The sequence below is a fragment of the Campylobacter concisus genome, assembly GCF_902460625.1.
Taxonomy (GTDB): domain Bacteria; phylum Campylobacterota; class Campylobacteria; order Campylobacterales; family Campylobacteraceae; genus Campylobacter_A; species Campylobacter_A concisus_AD.
In genome coordinates this window covers 120,403-141,437 of the sequence record NZ_CABPUT010000004.1, presented here as the reverse complement: position 1 = coordinate 141,437, position 21,035 = coordinate 120,403, and the positions used below count along the sequence as shown (strand labels likewise).

Sequence of the window (21,035 nt, the reverse complement as noted above, 5' to 3'; positions counted from 1 at the left end):
TGATATTAATTATTTTCTAGTAAATTTTTGGTAATCTGCTCGGCACTTATACCAAGGTACTTTTCAACCTCAGCTGTTGAACCATGGGGGATAAATTTATCTTCATACTCGAAGCTAATGACGCTTATATTTGAAATTTTATTTTCTTGTAAAAATGCACTTACTATCTCACCAATACCGCCTTTTTTGGCACTATCGCTAAAGATGTACCACTTTTTAGTACGTTTTGCAAGATCCAGTAAAAGCTCACTATCAAGCGGCTTTGCAAAGACAAGATCAACCAATATCACATCAAGCTTGTCAGCTAGTAAATTTCTGACCAAATTTGCTCTGCCAACGCCGTTGCCATAGCCTAAAAATACAATATCACTATTTGCATCAGCTAAAATTTCACCCTTGCCAAACTCAAGTGACTTAGCTTCAAACTCATCTCTTAAGATAAACGCTCCACGCGGATATCTAAATGCACTTACACCCTTGTAAGAGTAGGCAAATTCCATAACATTTTTCATGCTCTCTTCGCACCTTGGAGCAAAAAGAACCATATTTGGTACAGCATTTAAAAAGCTAATATCAAAGGCGCCCTGATGCGTTTCGCCATCTTCGCCCACAATGCCAGCCCTATCCATCGCAAAAGTGATATTTAAATTTAAAATAGAAGCGTCATGAATGACTTGATCATAGGCTCTTTGCATAAAAGTCGAGTATATCGCAACAAATGGCTTAAAGCCCTCTTTCGCCATGGCTGACATAGAGGTAACTGCATGCTGCTCAGCTATCGCTACGTCCCAAAAACGATCTGGAAATTCTTGTATCAAGGCATCCATGCCAGTGCCTGTTGGCATCGCAGCCGTCACACCAACGATATCGCTGTGCTCTCTTGCCATCTTTAAAAGCTGCTCGCTAAAGATCGCCGTGGCTGACTTATTTGACTGTCTTTTAATAAATTCGCCACTTTTTAGATCAAATGGCCCGACTCCGTGCCAATTTTCATAGCAACCCTCGGCAAATTCATATCCTTTACCCTTTAGTGTCTGCACGTGCACAATGACTGGCTTTTTCATATTTTTAGCAGTTTCAAATGTACTAAGAAGCGCGCCTAAGTCGTGTCCATCGACAGGGCCTATGTACTCAAGCCCAAGCTCTTCAAAAAACATGCCAGGAGTGATGAGTCTAATGCCCTCTTCGATACGTCTAGCCATATATGCGGCTGAATCTGGCATATAACTTAGAAATTTCTCAACCCTGCCCTTAAATTTTTGATAAAACTGCCCTGCCATCATTTGGCTTAGATACTTGCTAAGTGCGCCTATTGGCTTGCTTATACTCATCTCGTTGTCGTTTAGGATGATGACGCAAGGATATTTTCTATCGCCTAGCTCATTTAGCGCCTCGTACGCCATGCCGCCACTTAGTGAGCCATCGCCTATGACAGCTACTGGGATACGATCTTCGTTTTTAAGTTTTATCGCCTTTGCAGCACCAACTGCTAAAGATATGGATGTCGAGCTATGCCCTGCTACAAAGTAGTCAAATTTACTTTCGCTTGGCTTTGTATAGCCACTGATGCCGTTAAATTTTCTAAGCGTATCAAAGCTCTTCCAGCGTCCAGTTAGCAGCTTGTGCGCATAGCTTTGGTGGCTTACATCGTAAATAAATGGATCTTTTGTCACATCAAAAATTTTATGTATCGCTACAATGATCTCAACTGCACCGATATTTGAGCTAAGATGACCGCCATTTTTGCTAACGGTAGCTAAAATTTTATCCCTGATGTCATGACAAAGTGCGTTTAGTTCATCAACATCTAAACTTTTAACGTCTTTATTCATTATTTACCAGCATTTTTAGTTTTTCTAGCCTTGTTTGCATAGTCGCATCGATATTGCCACCATCACTTATAATAACCACACCGCCTTTGCTTATAGCATCATCAGCGCTTATCTTGACGTGTTCATTCTTGCTAAATTGCTCTTTTAGATACTCACTATCTTCAGGATTTACACGAATTTCTATATTTTTGACATTACTTAGCTCTTTTATAAGCGAGCTTGCTAAATGATGAGCGATCTGATTTGAAGAGGTTGAAATTTCTTTATCAATTACTTCTTTTGCAATTTTTATAGCAGTTTGCCCAAGCTCTTCTTCGATCTTCTTTAAAAACTCATCAAATTTAACGTACTGCTCATCTAGCTTTGCAGCTGAAGCGCTAAATCTAGCCTCTAACTCATTTATCCTTGCTTCATTTGCTGCATTTGCCTGGGCGATGCCTTCGTTTTTACCATCTTCTTTTGCACGAGAAATTTCAGCCTCAAGGCGCTTAGCAAATTCGCTCTCTTGATTTTCTATTTGCATTTGAAGTTTGATGATATTACTACTTAGCTCATCTGTTTTTTTAAGCAGTTCTTCAACAAAGCTCGACTCGCCTGCTTGCTGTATTTGTGGACTTTGAGCCTGAGAAGCAAAGTGGTTTTGCGGGCTTGCTTGCGTTTGGTGGCTAGCTTGAGGAACAAAATTTTCACCCTTTTGCCCAAAATTTTGCTCACTTAGCTCTTCACTAAGATTATTTTCTTCTATCAATACAGGAGCACTATCTACAGCTCGCTCTCCAACTCCAAGCACCTTAAATCTGTAATTTTCTATAAAGTGAGCTGGAGAAGTCTCACTGGTTATTACGCTGCTTTTCATTCTATCATCTCATCTGCTTCGCCGACTTGGAATACACCTTGATCAGCTAGAGTTTGCACTGTCTCTACTATGCGTCTTTGAGCCTCTTCAACATCTTTTACACGCACCGCGCCAAGATATTGCATCTCCTCTTTGAAGGCTTCTGCTGCACGCTGAGACATATTTGATAAAAATTTATCCTTTATGCCATCGCTTGAGCCTTTAAATGCGACCATAAGGTCTTTTTTATCGACATTTTTAAGAATTTCTCTAATCGCAGTTGCGTTAAGGTTGATAATATCTTCAAAGGTAAACATAAGCTCTTTAATCGTTGTTGCGAGCTTATCATCACTTTGTTCGATGCGTTCGATCGTACTTTTGCTAGCTTTTTGCCCAAGTCTATTAAGCACTTCTGCCACAGCTCTTGGACCGCCAACTTCGACTTTATAAGATGTAAGACTTTCAAGCTTGCCCTCAAGCACGGTTGAAACACGCTTAATTACAGATGGGCTAATATCACCAAGATTTGCCATTCTAATGACAACTTCGCTTCTTAACTCATCTGAGAAAAAGCTAAGCGTTTCAGCAGCACTTGTTGAGTCCATGTGAGCTAGTATTAGCGCTATGGTTTGAGGGTGCTCTTTTATGATAAAGTCTGCCAGCTGTTGTGGTTTTATCTTATCAAGATAGCCAAAGCTTTTTGAGTTCTCCATACTTTTTGCAAGCTTGTCTAAAATTTTATGAGCTGCCTCTGGACCAAATGTGCGGTAAAGAATTTCTTTTGCGTACTCTAAACCACCACTTCTCATATATTGATTTGACTGCATTAATGCGTAAAATTCTTCTAGAACAGCACTTGCGACTTGCTTATCAATATTTTTCGCAGTTGCGATATAGCCTGAAATTTCAGTGATAACATCAACATCCATGTGAGAAAATATAAGAGCAGTTGCCTCTTCGCCAAGCTGAATCAGCAAAATAGCAATCTTTTCAGGCATCGATAGATCATCATAAATCATTTTTTGCTTGTCATTTAGCTTTATTGACATCAAATTTCCTTACGCATATTAAAGTCGCTGTCATTTTTTACCATATCTTGAAGTAGCATTGCTATCTCTTCATTTCTTTCTGTGATGACCGCTCTCATTTTCTCAAGTAAAACATCGTATTTTAATTCATCTTCATTAAACTCGCCACTAAGTCCTAGTTGCTCTTCGACCTTTTTGCGAGCAGCTTTAAATTTCTCAAGCGTATCTTCGGCATCTACCTCAATATCTTCAAGGCCATCTTGAACTTGCTCCTCTTCTTCTTTTGTCTCTTCAAGCATCTTTTGCATAAATGGCACAATGACTTTTTTGTAGAAGATGTAGAGCAACAATGCTGCAAAAATATATTTTAGTAGCGGCATAAATGGCACTACATAGTTATTCACAAAGCCATCCATCTTCTCGCTAGTGCTTATATCTTTGCCGGTTTTAAACTCAAAGTTATCTAAGCTTACTTCATCGCCCCTATTTTGGTTATAGCCGATTGATTGTTTGATTAAATTTGTGATTGATTCTCTTTGCTCTTTAGAAAGTGGGGTAAATTCTACCTCACCAGTTGGCTTGCCATCACTATCTTTTTTACTCTGATAAAGTCCGTCTATAACGACAGCTGCACTCACTCTATTTATGCTAGCAAACTGCCCTTTGATGCTTGTTACTTTCTTTGAAATTTCGTAGTTTGTCTGCTGCGAGCTTTTGTTGTACTGCTCTTTTAAAGTGCTGTCATCAAGGCCTTGAACAGGGCCGATGTTGCTAACCGCACCTGGTACGCCGCCCACTTCATTTGGAGCTGAGCCTTGGCGCTTTTCTTCGATATTGCTCTCGCTTCTTACGACGTTATTTGGGTCATAAACCTCGCTTTTTGTATCTTTTTTATCAAAGTCAAAGTCGATATTTACCTTTGCTACGACCTTGTCCGCACCGCCCACGATAGGAGCTAGCACATTTACGATCTTTTGCTCGTAATTATTTTCAAACTCGCGCTTATAGCGGATCTGCTGAGCTATAGCATCACTATCAAACTCACCGTCTTCATCGCCAAGTGCGACGCCATCTTGATTGACGATCTTTACATTTTCTGTGCTCAAGTTTGTAACAGAGGCAGCGACAAGGTTTTTAATACCAAAAATTTGCTTCGCATTTAAACTAACGCCTGGCTTTAGCTCAACGACGATAGAAGCGGTTGGCAGTGCTTGTCTTTCAGTAAAGACGCTCTCTTTTGGTATGGCTATTCTTACAGTCGCTTTTTGGATAGAAGAAAGACTCTCAATCGTTCTAGCTAGTTCGCCCTCAAGCGCTCTTTGAAATTTTACTCTCTGCTCGGCATCAGTCGCACCAAATTCTTGCTTATCAAAAATTTCAAAGCCGATTTTGCTCTCTTTTGGTATTCCAAGCGTTGCAACAGCGATGCGCTCTTTATAAACATCACTCGTTGGCACAAGAATAGTGCCTTCGTTTGCCAATTTATATTTAATTCCATCTTTGTTTAGCTGATCAAGTATTAAGGCAGAATCGTTTGGGCTAATGTTTTCAAAAAGAACGCTATAACCTGCAAAATTTTCATTTTTGCTTTTATAAAGTGTTAAAAATACCAAAAATGCCACGACCAAGACGATAGAGCTAGCTGCAACGATTTTTTGCTTTAATGAAAGCTTCTGGTAAATTTGACTTATTTGATGAAGTAATGCCTTAAAATCCATATTTCTACTTTAAAATCTGCTTTAATTCTTCAAAAACTCTATCATTTTGCCACCCAAGTCCAATAGTAATTCTTATTGCATTTAGACCATAGCCTTTTAGATCTCGCAAAATTATACCTTTTTTTAACATCTTTTCGCATATCTGGCTTGATTTTGGCTCGTTAAATTTAAAAGTTATGAAATTCGTATAGCTTGGGATAAACTCAATGCCATTTTGCTTTGCAAATTCCTCATATCTCTTCATTTGCTCGAAGTTATTTTGCATGGTTTGCTGCACAAACTCATCATCTCCAAGCGCCACTATCGCAGCTCTTAGGCTTGGAGTTGTGATGTTAAACGGAGCTCTTAGTTTTGAGAGAGCGCCTATGATCTCTTCATTTGCCACGCCGTATCCAACGCGCATGCCGCCAAGTGCGTAGGCTTTTGAAAAAGTGCCAAGATAGATAGCATTTTTAAATTTTACCACCTCGCTTGGCTTTATCTCTTTTTTGCTATCTTTAAATTTTGCAAATTCATTGTAGGCGCAATCAAGCACAACAAGCGTGTTTTCATCAACGCTTTTTATAAATTTAAAGACCTCATCTGCGTCCAAACACTCGCCCAAAGGATTGTTTGGCAAGCAAAGAAAGATGACTGAGATTTCATCTTTATGTGCATTATAAATTTCTAAAAACTCGCTCAAATTATGCTCCACACTCTTTGTGCGGTAAATTTTTGCTCCAGTTTGTTTTGCATAAATTTCATACATCGCAAATGTCACGCCAGCCATCAAAACGCCACTTTGCTTATTTGCCTTTGCGTGGAGTGCGTATTCTATGATCTGGTCACTTCCAGAGCCGATAATTAAATTTTTACTAGTTACGCCAAATTTTTTAGCCAGTCCTTCTTTTAGCTCAAAGTAGCTATCGTCTGGATAGAGATGTGCTTTTTTAGAGACCTCTTTTAGCGCCTCCTCTACGCGTTTGCTCGTACCAAAAGGGTTTTCGTTGCTCGCTAGCTTTATCACATCTTTTGCCTCGATGCCAAACTCTCTAACCACAAGCTCAATCGGCTTTCCAGCCTCGTAATTAACTAAATCATCTAAAAAATCATTAAACTTCATTACTCTTCTCCGTTTAAATAACTCCCTAACCAGCTTATCTCAGCACCGCTCTCTTTTGCGAGTTCAAAGGCATTTTGTACCTTCTCATCGTCGATATGCCCTTCAAAATCAAGATAAAACATTGACTTAAATTCACGTTGCTTGATAGGGCGTGACTCAAGTTTTGTGATATTGATATTTTCATTTTTAAATATAGAAAGCAGATCAGCAAGGCGTCCTGGACTATGATCAGTCTTTGCTAGGATCGAAGTTTTCGAGTTTTCAACCTTGGCGTTTTTAAAATCGCTTAAAATCAAAAACCTCGTTCTATTTGCCATATTATCTTCAATCGTCTCATAAACTATCGGCACGTTATAAATTTTTGCTGCGATCTTTGAGCAAATGGCGGCCGAGTTTCTATCCATCGATGCCATGTATGCAGCTGCTGCGGTTGATTTTGCTGGGACAAATTCAATTTCATTTAGCATATGATCTTCTAAAAATTTACGGCATTGATTATACCCTTGCGGATGTGAATAAATTCGCTTTATCTCTTTTAAATTTTCATTTATGCTAACAAAGCTGTGGTGGATATCCACATAAAGCTCAGCAACTATTTTTATATCACTAAATTTACTCAAACAATCAAGCGTAGCACCAACAGCGCCTTCAGTGTTGTTTTCAATAGGCACAACGCCGTATTTTGCCTCTTTTTGAGCTAGCTTTGTAAAAACCGCCTCGATGGTCGCAAGTGGCAAATATGAACTCATCGCACCAAATCTACTCTGAGCTGCCTGATGTGTGTAAGTGCCTTCAGGCCCTAGATAGACGATCTTTTGAGGCATTTCTAAATTTCTACTAACAGCAAAAATTTCAAGATAAATGGCCTCGATCGCAGCTTTATTTAAAGCTTTGTCTTTGCTAAGACTAGTTAAGCGGTTTATGATAGCTCGCTCACGCTCAGGACGATATATAGGCGTTCCGCTAGTTTGTTTTAGCTTGCCGATTTGTTCAACTAAAATCATCCTTTCATTTAGTTTATTTAAGATGAGATCATCGATCGCATCGATCTCTTTTCTAAGCTCATTTAGCTCTTGCATCAGCGCTCTCCAAAAATTCTCTCTCAAGTGCCACGACATCTTCAAAGCTCTCACGTCTTCTTATGAGTCTATCTTTGCCATCAAGCACGCAAACTTCAGCGGCTCTGTTCCTTGTGTTGTAGTTTGAACTCATGCTAAAACCGTAAGCTCCAGCACCTTTTACCACGATAATATCGCCACTATCGCACTCCGGCAACTCTATATCTTTTGCTAAAAAGTCGCCACTTTCACAAACTGGACCGACCACGTCACAAGTGCCTAAATTTTCGTCTTTACCATCGACAAAAATTTTGTGATGCGCGCCATAAAGGCTTGGCCTTATGAGATCATTCATCGCGCCATCAGTGATGACAAATCTCTTTTTGCCGTTAAATTTTTCATATAAAACGCTTGCAACAAAGTAGCCAGCATTGCCCACGATAAAGCGTCCTGGCTCGCAAACGATGGTCACATCTTGACCTTTTAGTGCGGCTAAAATTCCTTGAGCATAGTCATATAAATTTATCTCTTTTTCATCGTTATAAATGATGCCAAGTCCGCCGCCAACGTCAAAAAATTTGATATCAATTTCAAGCGCTCTTAGCTCTCTTAAAAGCTCGCTAACGATATTTACAGCATCGATTATCGGGCTAAGTGAAGTTAGCTGAGAGCCGATATGAAAATGTATACCAGTTGGCTCAAGAGAGCCTGAAACTTTAGCGTGAATGTACATTTTTTTGGCTGTTTCGGCATCAACGCCAAATTTATTTTCATTTAGTCCTGTCGAGATATATGGGTGAGTTTTTGCATCGACACCTGGATTTACCCTAATGCTAATTCTTGCTTTTAAGTTTAGCCCTTTTGCGATCTTTTCAAGCCTTAAAAGTTCAGCAAAACTCTCGACATTTATGAGCAAAATTTCATTTTTTAAAGCCTCTTTTAACTCTTCATCGCTCTTGCCAACACCGCTAAAAATGATCTGATATCTCTTTGCGCCTGCTAAAAGTGCTCTTTTTACTTCGCCAATGCTAACACAATCAAATCCAGCTCCAAAGTCGGCTAGAAATTTCAAAACACTTAGATTTGAGTTTGCTTTCACCGCATAACAAATGAGAGATTTTCTAGCAAAAAATGCATTCTTTAGTGCTTCATAGCGGTTTTTTATGTGGTTAAAATCATAAATGTAAAGTGGGGTTTTGTATCTACGTGCAAGCTCTTTAAAATCCATAAAATAGCCTTTATTAAAATGGCTTGATTTTACAAAAAGCTTGCCAAAATTTGGCTTAACGATGTGATTTTATGAGATAAATGGCGTATACAAAAAGTAAAATGACTGGCAAAACTATGCCGATTTCTGGCAAGATCACAGAAGTTTGTGCAAATTTTGCAAGAATAAAGAGCAGTCCCCAAACGACAAGAGTTATCACAACAAAAATAAAAGTCGAAAGTGCAAGATTAAAAAATCTACCAGTTACAGGCAAATGATAGTAAAAAATGAGCAATAAAAATGGTGCAAAAAATGGAGCGATAGCAAGGTTGTAAAAAGCTGTTTTTGCGCTATCAAGGCCGATGCCTTCATTTTTAAATGTCTTTATAAAATTTATCGCATCTGGGATATTAAATTTTGAGTTTTCAACGCTAACAGCGCTTTCAATACTCTTTGGCTTAAAGCCTTTTAGTGCATCTAAGTTCTCGCTTTGTATTTTATTAAAACCAGCCCCACCAAGCTCTAAAATTTGAGGCAAAAGAGTTTGATTAACATCTTTTAAAATCCACTCATTGTCTTTAAAATTAGCATGATTTGCAAATGTAGTTGAGAGTAAATTTGTGCCATTTATCTCAAAAATTCTAACATCATTTGCTATTTGATTAACAGAATTTAGCTCCTTTATGTAGATAAATTTGCCTTCAAATTTTAAAAACGAATCATTTGTGTTTTTCGAAAAAGCCGTATTTTTAGCGATACTTTTTTGATAGTCGTGCGCATAGGCAAATGGAGTAAAATTTAAGCCAACATAAAAAATAGTTACAAAAAGTGCAATAAAAAATGGTGGAAAAATTAGACTATTTTTACTAATACCAAGCGCATAAAAGCTGATTAGCTCGTTTGACCTGACCATATTTACATGCAAAATAATGAGTGCAAAAATAAGCGAAAGTGGCAAAACGTAGCCAATAGCGCTAAGCGATGTAAGCCCAACATAAAGGAGCTGAAGGTTTGCAGATGGTGGCAAATCTTTTAAATTTGTAAGTAGATCAATGCCTACATAAAATAGTTCAAGCGCTAAAAATACGATAAAAAAAGATTTTATATAGACCCAGCCAACGTATCTGGCGTATAGTTTCATTTGATAAGACCTTTTTTTATCGTAAATTTTTGCGAAATTTCATTGATGTCGCTCTTTAGTAGCTCGCAAACTGCATTTTTTGTGTAGGCTAAAATTTCATCTAAAGCCTTTTTCTCCTCATCACTAAACTCTCCAAGGACGAAATTTTTAGCATCACCCTCATGCCCAATGCCAACACGCACCCTTTCGTAGTCGTTGCCGATTAATCCATCGATTGATTTTATGCCGTTATGCCCGCCGCTACTACCTCCTTTTTTAAATTTAACTGAACCAAAACTAAGATCAAGGTCATCGTGTATTACAATTATTCTATCTGGTTTATAAAAATCTTTGACCACTTTTACACTTTGTCCAGAGAGGTTCATAAAGGTTGTTGGTTTTAGCAAGATAGTGTCATTAAATTTAAAAACTTCGCCTTGGAATTTGGCTGAGCTGACATCTTTGTAATTTGAGTCTTTTAGGAGGTCTATAAGCATAAAGCCTATATTATGTCTAGTGTTTTCATATTTGGAGCCAGGATTTCCCAGCCCCGCTATTAGTGTCACAAAAGCCCTTTTTATTTAGCTTTAATAACTCCAAGTACCGCAACACGGTCAGCGTCTACAATGGTAACGCCCTTAGGAGCTGTGATATCACGAACCAAAATCGTATCATCAATGTCAAGTTTGCTTACATCAACGTCAAATGAATTTGGTAAATTTTCAGCTGTACATTTTACGCAAAGACGTCTTTTTGACTGGATCAAAACGCCCTTATTTTTAAGACCAATAGGTGTTCCAACTGGCTTAACTGGGATCATATATTTTGATAAAACGCCTGGAAGTGCTACTTTTAGATCTACGTGTTTAAGATCACTTGTAACAACATCTCTTTGGTAATCAACAATAACGACATTATAAACTTTTCCGCCTACTTTTACATCAAAAGCAAGGCTCTCTTTTTTGCGTGCTTCTTTAATAAAGTCATTTACTTTAAAAGCAGCTGCAACATTCTCTAATCCCTTGCCATAAATGTTGGCGATTAGATAACCATCTCTTCTCAAAGCCTTCGCAGACTTCTTACCGATACTCTCTCTAACGATTCCTTCTAACATCGTTTTCCTTTCATAAAAAATAGGTGCTGATTTTATCTAATGCTTTATAAATTTCACATAAAGCTTGTTTAAAAATAATCACTTTTGCTGTTTATGTATTAGCTTGGGCTTCTTTGTCTAAAGTGATTTCATAATATCATCAAATGCTGATACAAACTGCTTTAAGCCATCGCTTAATAAATCTTTATAAACGACATTTATATCTATCTCATTATTTTTTATAATCTGAAAAAAGCTTGAGATATTTTCTTTACTAGGTACATTTTTTGCCTCTGCTTTTTCTTTTATAAATTCTTTTATCGTCTCTATTGGTGCTGTATTTATAGAATTTTTATACATTAGCTCTCTAACGTAATAATCCCCTCTTAAACTACCGCCTTTTACGCCTGTGCTTGCAAAAAGCGTTCTTACATTTTCTAGTCCAAAATCTTCGATTAGGTGGTATATATTTGCAGCATTCATTATGCCGATTTGTCCCGTTGGCAAGCTCTTTGCAGCCATAACCTCATCAAGCTTTCTATCAAATCTACTTACAAAAACACTTATCACACCTTTTGGCATAGTAGTATCTATAAAGCGACTTGCATAAGCTTTACTGCCTTCTTTAAAAGCTTCAAGACAGTTTTTAGCCTGATCTGGTGAGAATATAAGCGTAGCATTTACACTAATTCCCCTTGCCATAAGCGCACTCATCGCCTCATAACCATCTTTTGTAGCTGGAATTTTTATCATAACATTTGGCATTGATATTAGATTATAAAGCCTGATACCTTCCTCTATCGTTGCGGCTGTATCGTCACTTAAATTTGGATCAACCTCAATGCTTACAAAGCCATCATCGCCGTTTGCATAATTCCTTAACATTTTACATGCTGCAATTTTTATATCTTGAGTAGCCAAAATTTCATAAAGATCTTTTGGGTGGCGTTTATTGCTAGTTTCTATTATCTTTTTATAAGCAGGTGAAGCAAATGCTGTTTTAAAAATAGCTGGGTTGCTTGTAGCGCCGTTTATAACATTATTTTCCAATAAAGAGTTAAATTCGCTTTGTAAAAAATTTCTCTCTATAAAATCACACCAAAGAGAGAATTTAGCTTCGTTGTCATACATTAATTTCTACCTTATAAATTTTAAAATTTCACGCAAGTCTTTAACATCAACACAATGTGTCGCCTCTTTTTTTAAGATATCTTTTGCACAAAATGCAATGCTAAGGTCGCACTTTCTAAACATCGATATGTCATTGGCTCCGTCCCCAACACACATTATCTCGTCCTTGCCTAAATTTAATAGTCCACACAAGCGGTCAATCATATCTCCCTTTGAACTACTAAACATCATTTCTCCGCCAACTTCGCCTGTTAAAATTCCATCTTTGTGGTGCTGCAATATATTTGCAAAATTTGCATCAAAATTAAGTTTTTTTTGCATTACATCGGTTGCATTGTGAAATCCACCGCTAAAAACCACAACTTTGATACCCTTTTGTTTTAAAGCTTCTATTAGCTCGCCAGCTCCTGGCATAATGGGTAAATTTTTACAAATTTCATTTACTTTTAAAAGTGGCAATCCTTTTAAAAATTTTACTCTTTTCGTAAGACTTTCAAAAAAATCAAGCTCACCGTTCATCGAGCGCTTAGTTATATTAGCTACTTCTTCACTAGCATTATTAGCGGCGGCGAGAATATCTATTGTCTCGCCGTCCATTATTGTAGAGTCAAAATCAAAAACACAAAGTTTTATCAAGCTATACCCTAAAAATCACGTTTTAAAAGGCTTTCGACCTTTAAGATCGTAAGGATATTTTGGTCGCGCTTACCGATACCATAAATCATGCCTTTGTCTTTTACTAAAGTCTCTGGTGGCGGATCGATCCTGTTGCGGTCTATTCTTATAGCCTCCGTCAAGCGGTCTATCACAAAGCCAGCGATATTATCCGCATCTTTCATAACGATATATCTTGTGCTTGGGCTTTGTTTTGTGACATTTAGTGAAAAACGCTTACGCAAATCAATAAGCGGAATAACATTTCCACGTAGGTTAAACACACCAAGAACGTAATCAGGCACACTAGGAACACGTGTATATTCAATAGGTTTGATTATCTCTTGGATATTTAAAATAGGTATTGCGTACTCTTCCTCACCGACAACAAATCCTACTAGCTGAACTATATCCTCATTATTTTTTAACTCAGGACCATTCATTTGCTGTTTTTGCTTGCTTAAAACTTGATTTAGTTTATTGTTCATCCCTTACCCCTAAGCTAATTTTATATTCTTTCTAACGACATTTTCTAAGTACTCGGCTGAATATGGTTTTGTAATATACTCAGTCATTCCAACTTCTACGCCACGCAACCTATCTGTTTTTGACGTCCTTGATGTAACAGCAATAAGTGGTAAATTTCTATACTTAGAGTATTTTCTAATTTCGCCAGCTAGTGTATATCCATCCATTCTTGGCATCTCAATATCTATCAAGATCGCATCAAAGGAGTGCTCTCCGGATTTTACGATGTTTAATGCCTCAACACCGTTTGTGGCTTCTATTATTGTTACCCCAGTTGGTTCAAGCGCTTTTTGCATGATAGTTCTATCCATTTTTGAATCATCAACTATCAAGACTTTATAATCGCTTGGTTTTTCCTTTGCTTTTGTGCTATCTTCTATTTCGGCTCTAATATCTACCTTGATATCTTTTGCCATCTCCATCATAGCACCAACATCGATAATCAATGTCACACGACCATCACCTCTAATAGTCGCTCCAGCAATACCTGGGATATTTTGTAAATAATCACCCATTGATTTAATAACAATCTCTTCTTGTCCAACCAAAGTATCGACGATAATGCCTAGTTTTGCTTCAGCAACACCGATTATTACGACATAAGTTTGATCTCCACCATCAAATGCCTTTTCAACACCAAATACGTCAGAAAGTCTAACAAGAGACAAGACTTCATCTCTTAGCCTTAGTACATTTTTGCCATCGATCGTGTAAATATCATCAATCGGTACACGAACAGTTTCAAGAACACTAGCAAGTGGAATAGCGTAAAATTCTTCTTGCGTTCCAACAAGTAGCGACTGAATAATCGCAAGTGTGAGTGGAATTTTAAGCTTCATAACTGTGCCTTTTCCAACTTCACTTTCAATATCAATGATACCGTTTAGTTTTTCGATATTAGTTTTAACAACGTCCATACCAACACCACGACCAGATACGTTTGTGACCTTTGCCGCAGTTGAAAATCCTGGTCTAAAGATAAGGCTAAATGCCTCTTTTTCGCTCATCGCATCAGCTTCGCGCTCAGTGATGATGCCTTTTTCTATAGATTTAGATTTAAGCATGTCAGCATCTAGACCCTTACCATCATCAACTATCTCAACAACGATGTGATTACCTTCATTGTAAGCTTTTAACTGAACAAGTCCTTTTTCTGGCTTACCTGCTGCCTTTCTTGTCTCAGGATCCTCGATACCGTGATCGCATGAATTTCTGATTATGTGAACTAGTGGATCGCCGATCTCTTCTACGATTGACTTATCAAGCTCAGTCTCTTCACCTGAAATTTCAAGATCGATTTGCTTACCAAGGTCGCGGCTAAGATCGCGTATCATACGTGGGAATTTATTAAAGACTTTTGCTATTGGTAGCATTCTTGTCTTCATAACGGCAAGCTGAATATCAGTCGTTACCAAGCTTAGACTTGAAACTACCTGGTTTAGCTCTTCAAGGAATTTCTCACCCTCATATCTCTCTTCCACGTCATCATAAATTTTTAATAAGCGGTTTTTACCAAGAACAAGCTCACCAATTAGGTTCATTAAGTGGTCAAGTCTTTTTACCTCAACACGTATAGTTTGTTCCTGAGCTACTGCACCGCTACTTGCCGCTGGGACCTTCTTATCTCCGTCTTTTTCTTTGCTCTCTGCTTTTGCAGCTGGAGCTGAAGTGCTACTTGCAGCTGGGGCTATCTCGCTAGGAGATTTTGGAGCTATACCTTTTGAAGCACGCCTTGCTTGATCCTCAGCCTTTCTAACCTTTAAGAGTCTTTCTATCTCAGCTTCAACTTCTGAATCACTTAGCTTTGAAAGCTCAGCATCACTTATCTCTGGTGCTTCTTCGGCAGGCGCGGCTGGCTCTGACTCTTTTGCCGGCTCTGGTGTTGGCTCAGCTACTGGCGTGACAGGAGCTTCAGGAGCTGCTACTGGAACCTCACCTTCAGAAATTTGAGTAAGTCTTGCACAAATATTTTTAATATCAATGCCAGCAGCTGTATCATTTCCATGATCTCTAATGCTGCTTAACAAGCCTTTCATCATATCAACTGACTCAAGAACTACGTCCATAATGTCTGGAGTGATCTTTAGCTCGCCTTTTCTAGCTTTATTTAAAACATCCTCCATATGGTGAGTAAGCTCTGTTAAAACATCAAAATTTAAAAAGCTTGAACTACCTTTTACTGTGTGAGCAACGCGGAAAATTCTATTTAATAATTCCAAATCTTCAGGGTTTGACTCAAGCTCAACAAGGTCATGATCTATCTGCTCAATAAGTTCGAAAGCTTCTATTAAAAAGTCTTCCATTATTTCTTTCATATCATCCATGTTTCACCTCATTTTGCAGATTTAGAATGTGCTTCAATGACTTTTAGCACTTCTTGATAAAATATGCTTGCATCAAATTTTGTAAGATACGCCGCACCACCAGCTTCTTTGCTCTTGATTTCGCTAAAATCATTACTCAATGAGGAGTTAAATACTATTGGAACCTCTTTAAATCTTTCATCGTTTTTAAGAGTTGAAGCAAAACGGTATCCATCCATCTGTGGCATTTCGATATCGCTTAAGATAACTCTAAGCTCTCTTGATAAGTTATCTCCATATCTTTGATAAAGCTCTTCCATTCTTTCCAAGCCCTCAACGCCGTTTTTAGCCTCGACTACGCTAAGTCCCATCTTCTCAAGTGCGTCTTTTACCAGTTTTCTAGCAGTCGAGCTATCATCTAAAACTAAAGAAACACCTTTTAATTTTTGATCGTCTGTTACATCAAATTCGATCTTTGGTGAGTAAATTCCAAGCTCTTCTACTATGCTTTCAAGATCAAGAATAAGTAAAACTTCATCATTTTCTATTCTTGTTACGCCTGTTATTTTGCCTTTATCTAAAGCGCCAGAACCTGAAGCAAAATTTGCAGGCTCGATATCTTTCCAGCTTATACGCCTGATCCTTTTTGCCTCATGGACGATAAAACCGATCAAAATACCACTAAACTCAGCGATAATAACACGTGGCTTTATAACTACGCCTTCGGTTGGCTCGATAATATTCATCCATCTTGCCAAATTTATGACAGGGATCACCACGCCTCTTAAATCAAAAATTCCCTCGATATACTCAGGAACGCCAGGAAGCTCTGTAAGATTTGGCATCTTAATGATCTCCCGCACCTTTGCGACATTGACTCCGTATATTCCTTCATATACTTTGTTTTCGGTCTTTTTAAAGATACGAAAATCAACAAGTTCCATCTCGTTTGAGTCCGTTTTTAGTACGTTATCTCCAAACATCAATGTCCTTTCAAACTCATTTTGAGCAAATTTAATTTTTGCTGGGCGTATTCTACAACAAAATAACTTTGCTCACATGCAAAACAAGGTAAATTTATATAAAATCTATCATAAATATTAAATTGCCTACCTTGATGATAGTGTCCTTCTATCACAATGCCGGCCTCATATCCTTGCAAATGCTTGCTCATTAACTCCTTAAAATTAGGAATTTTATAGTCTAAATTTTTCTTAGTAAGTTTTGCTAATATCGCTTTTGATATTTTAAAACGTAAAAATTTATCCAAAGCATTCATAAATTTTAAAAACCATTTTAAACGCAAAAATCTAAGTGCATATTTATCTACAAAAGGTAAAAATATATCGCCATGCGCGATCTGGACGCGCTCTTCATTGATCGTTTTAAAATTTGCTGGCTGATCGTAAATATCATAAACCCTAACGCTTTTATAGCGCAGCATCTCACGCCCATCCCAAATTTCTCTTGTTTTATTAAATAAATTTGAAAGTCTAAAATCGTGGTTGCCCTCGAAGTAAAAAATTTCTACCTTTTGTGAAATTTTATTTATAAGGTTTAAGTGCTCAGAGTAAAATTCTATTGTGTATTCGCCCTCGCCCGTTAGAAAGTCAAACATATCGCCTAACAAAAAAATTTGTGGTGGCTCTTTGATCTCCCCGCTATCAACAGCTCTTAAAAATTTTAAAAAGCCATTTCGGTTTACGTTTTCATGGGCATCTGCTAAAAAGATCGCACCTTCTTTTATAACGGGGGCATATAGATATTCGCTCAAATTTTGCCTTAATTAAAAATTAGTAGAGCCAAAAAGCAGTTTCTAGCTCTTTGTCCCATCTTTTTAGTCAAATTTTATAGGCTTATAGCAAATTTTTACGATCTCAACGTCGCTTCTGCCTTTTGGTAAATTTAGCACAACTTCATCGCCCTCAGCCTTGCCCAAAAGTTGCTTTGCAAGAGGTGAGTTTATCGAGATATAGCCTTTATCGATGTCGCTTTCGCTAATGCCAACTATCGTATATGTATGCTCTATTTCGGTTTCCTCGTCCATTATCGTAACGCTTGAGCCAAACCTAACTCTATCGTGCTCATAGCTACTTGGATCGATCACTTCAGCATTTGCAAGAAGCGCGCTTAGCTCTGCTATCCTGGCATCTATGAAAGCTTGCTTTTCTTTTGCAGCGTGATACTCAGCGTTTTCTTTTAGATCGCCGTGGCTTCTTGCGATGTCGATCTCAGTTACGATTTGAGGGCGTTGCACCAGCCTTAAATCTTTTAGCTCAGCTTCTATCTTTTCATATCCGTGCATTGTCATTGGTTCACTCATTTTTTACTCCATATTCTTTAAAATTTTTACTACATTTTTACTACTGCCATGCCCTAAATAAGCCCTTAGTTCATCACAGCCTTTTAAGAATTTCTGCCTGTCGCAATCCTCATAAGCTCTAAATAAATTTTCAGCCGTTGCAAATTCTTGGATAAACTCCTCATGAAGCGACTCTTTGCCCATGAAATCAAACATTATATTTGCAAGTCCAGCGTGCTTGATCTTTACAAATTTTCTAGCGATGAAAATGTCTATCGCTTTTGCTTTATAGGCTAGCACAAATGGTGTGCCAATGAGCGCTGCTTCAAGCGTAGCAGTACCAGAGCATACAAAGGCAAAGTCGCTCTCATACAACGCTTCAGGCGTGTTTGAGACGATATCAAAATCGCTCACATCGCCATAAATTTCACCCACTTTATCAAGCAAAAATGGCGGCACGACAAGCAACCTCTTGGCATCTATTTTTTTAGCAAGCTCTCTATAAACTGGCATCAGCCTTGAAATCTCTGACCTTCTTGAGCCTGGCAAAAACGCCACTTTGCCGCTGCTACTTAGACTAGTTTTTTTAAGCTTTATCTCATCCATCAAAGGATGTCCCACGTAGGTCGAACGGCTATAAAATTTCGCATCAAATGGCAAGATCGAAGCAAGGTTGTCACAATACCTCTCCACCGCACTCACTCTTTTTGGCTTCCACGCCCAAACTTGAGGCAAGATGTAGTATGTCACGGCTGCTTTTGCGCCGGCCTCTTTTATCGCCTTTGCAAGCGGCAGATTAAAGGCTGGACTATCTATTAGCAGCACTGCATCAGCCTCTTTTGCCATCTGGCTCATCACTTTCATCGCCTTTTTTGCTTTAAAGATGAGCGGCAAAACCTCGACAAAGCCCATCGCTGAAAATTCGCTGCTTTTCATATATGGCGCACCAAGCTCTTCGCTAAAAATTCCCATTAGCTCAAATTCGCCCTCGAAATTTTTCAAAATTTCTTTTAAATGCAAATTTGCCGATGGCTCAAGAGCGGAGACTAAAATTTTCATTTACACACTTTCATCAGGTCTTTTTTTGGGGGCATTATACGCAAAAATTCTTTAAAATTTTAAGAAAGCTGTGATAAAATCCAACCCTTTAAAGGATAAAATTTGAAAGAAATTTTGATAACAAATGACGATGGATTTGAAGCAACTGGCCTGCTTGCCTTAAAAGAAGCTTTAAGCGAGCTAGATGGCGTAAATGTCACGATCGTAGCTCCAAGCTCTGAAAAATCAGCCTGCGCTCACTCTTTGACGCTCACAAGGCCTCTTAGGTTTATAAAACTTGATGATGGCTTTTTTAAACTTGACGACGCAACGCCCAGCGACTGCGTCTATCTCGCACTTCACGCACTTTATAATAAAAAGCCAGATCTAGTGATAAGCGGCATAAATCACGGGGCAAATTTAGGCGAGGACATCACCTACTCTGGCACGTGTGGAGCGGCGATGGAGGGCGTTTTACAGGGCATTAGAAGCATTGCTTTTTCGCAGTTTTATGAAAACAACTCACTAAACGAACTTGGCTTTGAACTAGCAAAAGAGATCGTTAAATTTATCGTACCGAAGGTGCTAAATGATGAAATTTCGCTAAATCCAAGAGAATTTCTAAATATAAATATCCCAGCCACAACTAGCAAAAATTTCAAAGGTTATGCCGTCGTGCCAGCTGGCAGACGTACCTACGCCACGCATGCCACGCTTAATCGCAACCCAAGAGGCATCGAGTACTACTGGCTTGGAAACGCCGCACTTGAATACGAAAAAGGCGAGCCAAGCGACATCAGCAAGGTAAATGAGGGCTTTGCCACGATAACGCCCATAAAACTAAACATGACTTCATACGAGAGCTTGGAGGGCTTAAAAGGGAAATTTGATGCAAAATGATAGATTTACAAGGATAAGATGGCTCTTTGGCGAGGATGGTTTTAGCAAGCTTCAAAGCGCAAAAGTGCTAGTTTGCGGAGCCGGAGGTGTTGGTGGGATGTGCGTGGATGCGCTTGCTAGAAGCGGGGTCGGAAGCATCACGCTTATCGATAAAGACATCTTTGACGTGACAAATCAAAATCGCCAAATTTACAGCGAAAATGTAGGCGGCGTAAAGGTGGAGGAGTTTGCCAAAATTTATCCTTGCATCACGCCTATGCAGACGTTGATCACGCCTGAGTTTGTCGCTGGATTTGACTTTAGTAAATTTGACGTGGTGATCGATGCGATCGATGATATCACCGCCAAGATCGCCCTTGCAAATGCGGTAGATCCTAGCAAATTTATAGCCTCGATGGGTGGGGCAAAAAGAGTTGATCCAACCAAGATAAAGGTGGCCTGCGTTTGGAAAACTTCGGTCGACCCACTAGCTAGAAAATATAGATATGAGCTCAAAAAATCAGGTTTTAGCGGCAAATTTGACGTGGTCTTTTCAACAGAAGAGCCACTTTGCAAGCCACTTGGAAGCTTCATGGGTGTTACTGCTTGCTTTGGACTAAATTTAGCTTCACTAGCTGTTAAAAAGATAGTTGGGCAGTAAGTCAAAAATTTACTCTCCAAGTAAAATTTCAAATTAGAACTGGCATTTTGTGGCTATAAATTTAGTAGCCAGCTCTACAAAACACGAATTTAACAATTCAAGATGAGAATCTAGTAAATTTTAAAATTTATGAGCGAATAATTTCGGCTCTAAAATTTGAGATAAGCGGTAAGCGAAGCCAAATTTTAGTAATCAATTCTTACGAGTGAATGAAAGTTTAAAATTTACAAAATGGCTTGATTAAATTTGTAAATTTTTTATTCAAAAGGGAGGCAAGTGGACTTAATTTTTACTTCTCAGGCTAGCAACTGCGTGGCATACACTAAGTCCACATCCCCTTATCGCCCTTTTAATCCCAAACCCTTCGCACATTCAAGAGGCATACACTAGTGCTTTACACTGCATGCGGTCTAAACCTTATCAAATTTTAAAAATTTACGAGCGGGCATATCACGCTTCTAAATTTAGTGGCGAATATTTATGAGCCCTAAAATTAGTAAGTTGCTAAGGCGAGTGAGTAAGATTTTAAAATTTGCAAAGATAGTA

At 38.4% G+C, this 21,035-nt stretch carries 20 protein-coding genes; 2 read left to right on the top strand and 18 right to left on the bottom strand.

What is annotated here, in order from left to right:
* Window positions 1–5 precede the first annotated feature (5 nt).
* The 18 genes from dxs to lpxB form a co-directional block, all read right to left on the bottom strand.
* On the bottom strand, window positions 6–1,832 hold the full coding sequence (gene dxs, locus F3G69_RS03775) for a 1-deoxy-D-xylulose-5-phosphate synthase (RefSeq protein WP_149714467.1): 1,827 nt from the start codon (window positions 1,830–1,832) through the stop codon (window positions 6–8).
* On the bottom strand, window positions 1,825–2,688 hold the full coding sequence (fliH, locus tag F3G69_RS03770) for a flagellar assembly protein FliH (RefSeq protein WP_149714466.1): 864 nt from the start codon (window positions 2,686–2,688) through the stop codon (window positions 1,825–1,827). The genes dxs and fliH overlap by 8 nt, the downstream gene beginning before the upstream one ends.
* Complete coding sequence (gene fliG / locus F3G69_RS03765; protein ID WP_149714465.1) at window positions 2,685–3,716, bottom strand: flagellar motor switch protein FliG; 1,032 nt, start codon at window positions 3,714–3,716, stop codon at window positions 2,685–2,687. The genes fliH and fliG overlap by 4 nt, the downstream gene beginning before the upstream one ends.
* Window positions 3,716–5,413, bottom strand: a complete 1,698-nt coding sequence (gene fliF, locus F3G69_RS03760) for a flagellar basal-body MS-ring/collar protein FliF (RefSeq protein WP_084042226.1) — start codon at window positions 5,411–5,413, stop codon at window positions 3,716–3,718. The genes fliG and fliF overlap by 1 nt, the downstream gene beginning before the upstream one ends.
* 4 nt (window positions 5,414–5,417) lie before the next feature.
* Window positions 5,418–6,515, bottom strand: a complete 1,098-nt coding sequence (hisC, locus tag F3G69_RS03755; RefSeq protein ID WP_103599812.1) for a histidinol-phosphate transaminase — start codon at window positions 6,513–6,515, stop codon at window positions 5,418–5,420.
* Window positions 6,515–7,594: a prephenate dehydratase gene (pheA, locus tag F3G69_RS03750; protein WP_103599813.1), complete on the bottom strand. Its 1,080-nt coding sequence runs from the start codon at window positions 7,592–7,594 to the stop codon at window positions 6,515–6,517. The genes hisC and pheA overlap by 1 nt, the downstream gene beginning before the upstream one ends.
* Window positions 7,578–8,801, bottom strand: coding sequence for a diaminopimelate decarboxylase (gene lysA, locus F3G69_RS03745; protein ID WP_149714464.1), 1,224 nt, complete (start codon window positions 8,799–8,801; stop codon window positions 7,578–7,580). The genes pheA and lysA overlap by 17 nt, the downstream gene beginning before the upstream one ends.
* A gap of 55 nt (window positions 8,802–8,856) precedes the next feature.
* Complete coding sequence (locus F3G69_RS03740; protein ID WP_149714463.1) at window positions 8,857–9,921, bottom strand: LptF/LptG family permease; 1,065 nt, start codon at window positions 9,919–9,921, stop codon at window positions 8,857–8,859.
* On the bottom strand, window positions 9,918–10,466 hold the full coding sequence (gene pth, locus F3G69_RS03735; protein WP_103599816.1) for an aminoacyl-tRNA hydrolase: 549 nt from the start codon (window positions 10,464–10,466) through the stop codon (window positions 9,918–9,920). The genes F3G69_RS03740 and pth overlap by 4 nt, the downstream gene beginning before the upstream one ends.
* A gap of 11 nt (window positions 10,467–10,477) precedes the next feature.
* Window positions 10,478–11,014: a 50S ribosomal protein L25/general stress protein Ctc gene (locus F3G69_RS03730; protein ID WP_021091684.1), complete on the bottom strand. Its 537-nt coding sequence runs from the start codon at window positions 11,012–11,014 to the stop codon at window positions 10,478–10,480.
* Between the two features lie 117 nt (window positions 11,015–11,131).
* Entirely contained in the window at window positions 11,132–12,124 is a 993-nt protein-coding gene (locus F3G69_RS03725) for a transaldolase (protein ID WP_103599817.1), read from the bottom strand.
* A gap of 6 nt (window positions 12,125–12,130) precedes the next feature.
* Window positions 12,131–12,760, bottom strand: coding sequence for a phosphoserine phosphatase SerB (gene serB, locus F3G69_RS03720; protein WP_149714462.1), 630 nt, complete (start codon window positions 12,758–12,760; stop codon window positions 12,131–12,133).
* A gap of 8 nt (window positions 12,761–12,768) precedes the next feature.
* The gene (locus tag F3G69_RS03715) at window positions 12,769–13,266 is read right to left on the bottom strand and encodes a chemotaxis protein CheW (RefSeq protein ID WP_072594427.1); all 498 of its coding nucleotides are present in this window, start codon (window positions 13,264–13,266) and stop codon (window positions 12,769–12,771) included.
* A 9-nt stretch (window positions 13,267–13,275) separates the two neighbouring features.
* Window positions 13,276–15,630: a hybrid sensor histidine kinase/response regulator gene (locus F3G69_RS03710; RefSeq protein WP_149714461.1), complete on the bottom strand. Its 2,355-nt coding sequence runs from the start codon at window positions 15,628–15,630 to the stop codon at window positions 13,276–13,278.
* Between the two features lie 8 nt (window positions 15,631–15,638).
* Window positions 15,639–16,592, bottom strand: a complete 954-nt coding sequence (locus F3G69_RS03705; RefSeq protein ID WP_087577569.1) for a chemotaxis protein — start codon at window positions 16,590–16,592, stop codon at window positions 15,639–15,641.
* The gene (locus F3G69_RS03700; RefSeq protein WP_149714460.1) at window positions 16,592–17,383 is read right to left on the bottom strand and encodes a UDP-2,3-diacylglucosamine diphosphatase; all 792 of its coding nucleotides are present in this window, start codon (window positions 17,381–17,383) and stop codon (window positions 16,592–16,594) included. Before F3G69_RS03700 ends, F3G69_RS03705 begins: the two co-directional genes overlap by 1 nt.
* Window positions 17,384–17,446: 63 nt before the next feature.
* Entirely contained in the window at window positions 17,447–17,932 is a 486-nt protein-coding gene (greA, locus tag F3G69_RS03695) for a transcription elongation factor GreA (protein ID WP_072594430.1), read from the bottom strand.
* 3 nt (window positions 17,933–17,935) lie between these two features.
* Entirely contained in the window at window positions 17,936–18,970 is a 1,035-nt protein-coding gene (gene lpxB, locus F3G69_RS03690; RefSeq protein ID WP_149714459.1) for a lipid-A-disaccharide synthase, read from the bottom strand.
* A gap of 102 nt (window positions 18,971–19,072) precedes the next feature.
* On the opposite strand from lpxB, the gene surE reads away from it, so the two are divergent.
* On the top strand, window positions 19,073–19,849 hold the full coding sequence (gene surE, locus F3G69_RS03685; protein WP_149714458.1) for a 5'/3'-nucleotidase SurE: 777 nt from the start codon (window positions 19,073–19,075) through the stop codon (window positions 19,847–19,849).
* A complete protein-coding gene (locus F3G69_RS03680; RefSeq protein ID WP_149714457.1) occupies window positions 19,839–20,489 on the top strand; it encodes a tRNA threonylcarbamoyladenosine dehydratase in 651 nt (216 codons plus the stop codon). The genes surE and F3G69_RS03680 overlap by 11 nt, the downstream gene beginning before the upstream one ends.
* Window positions 20,490–21,035 lie beyond the last annotated feature (546 nt).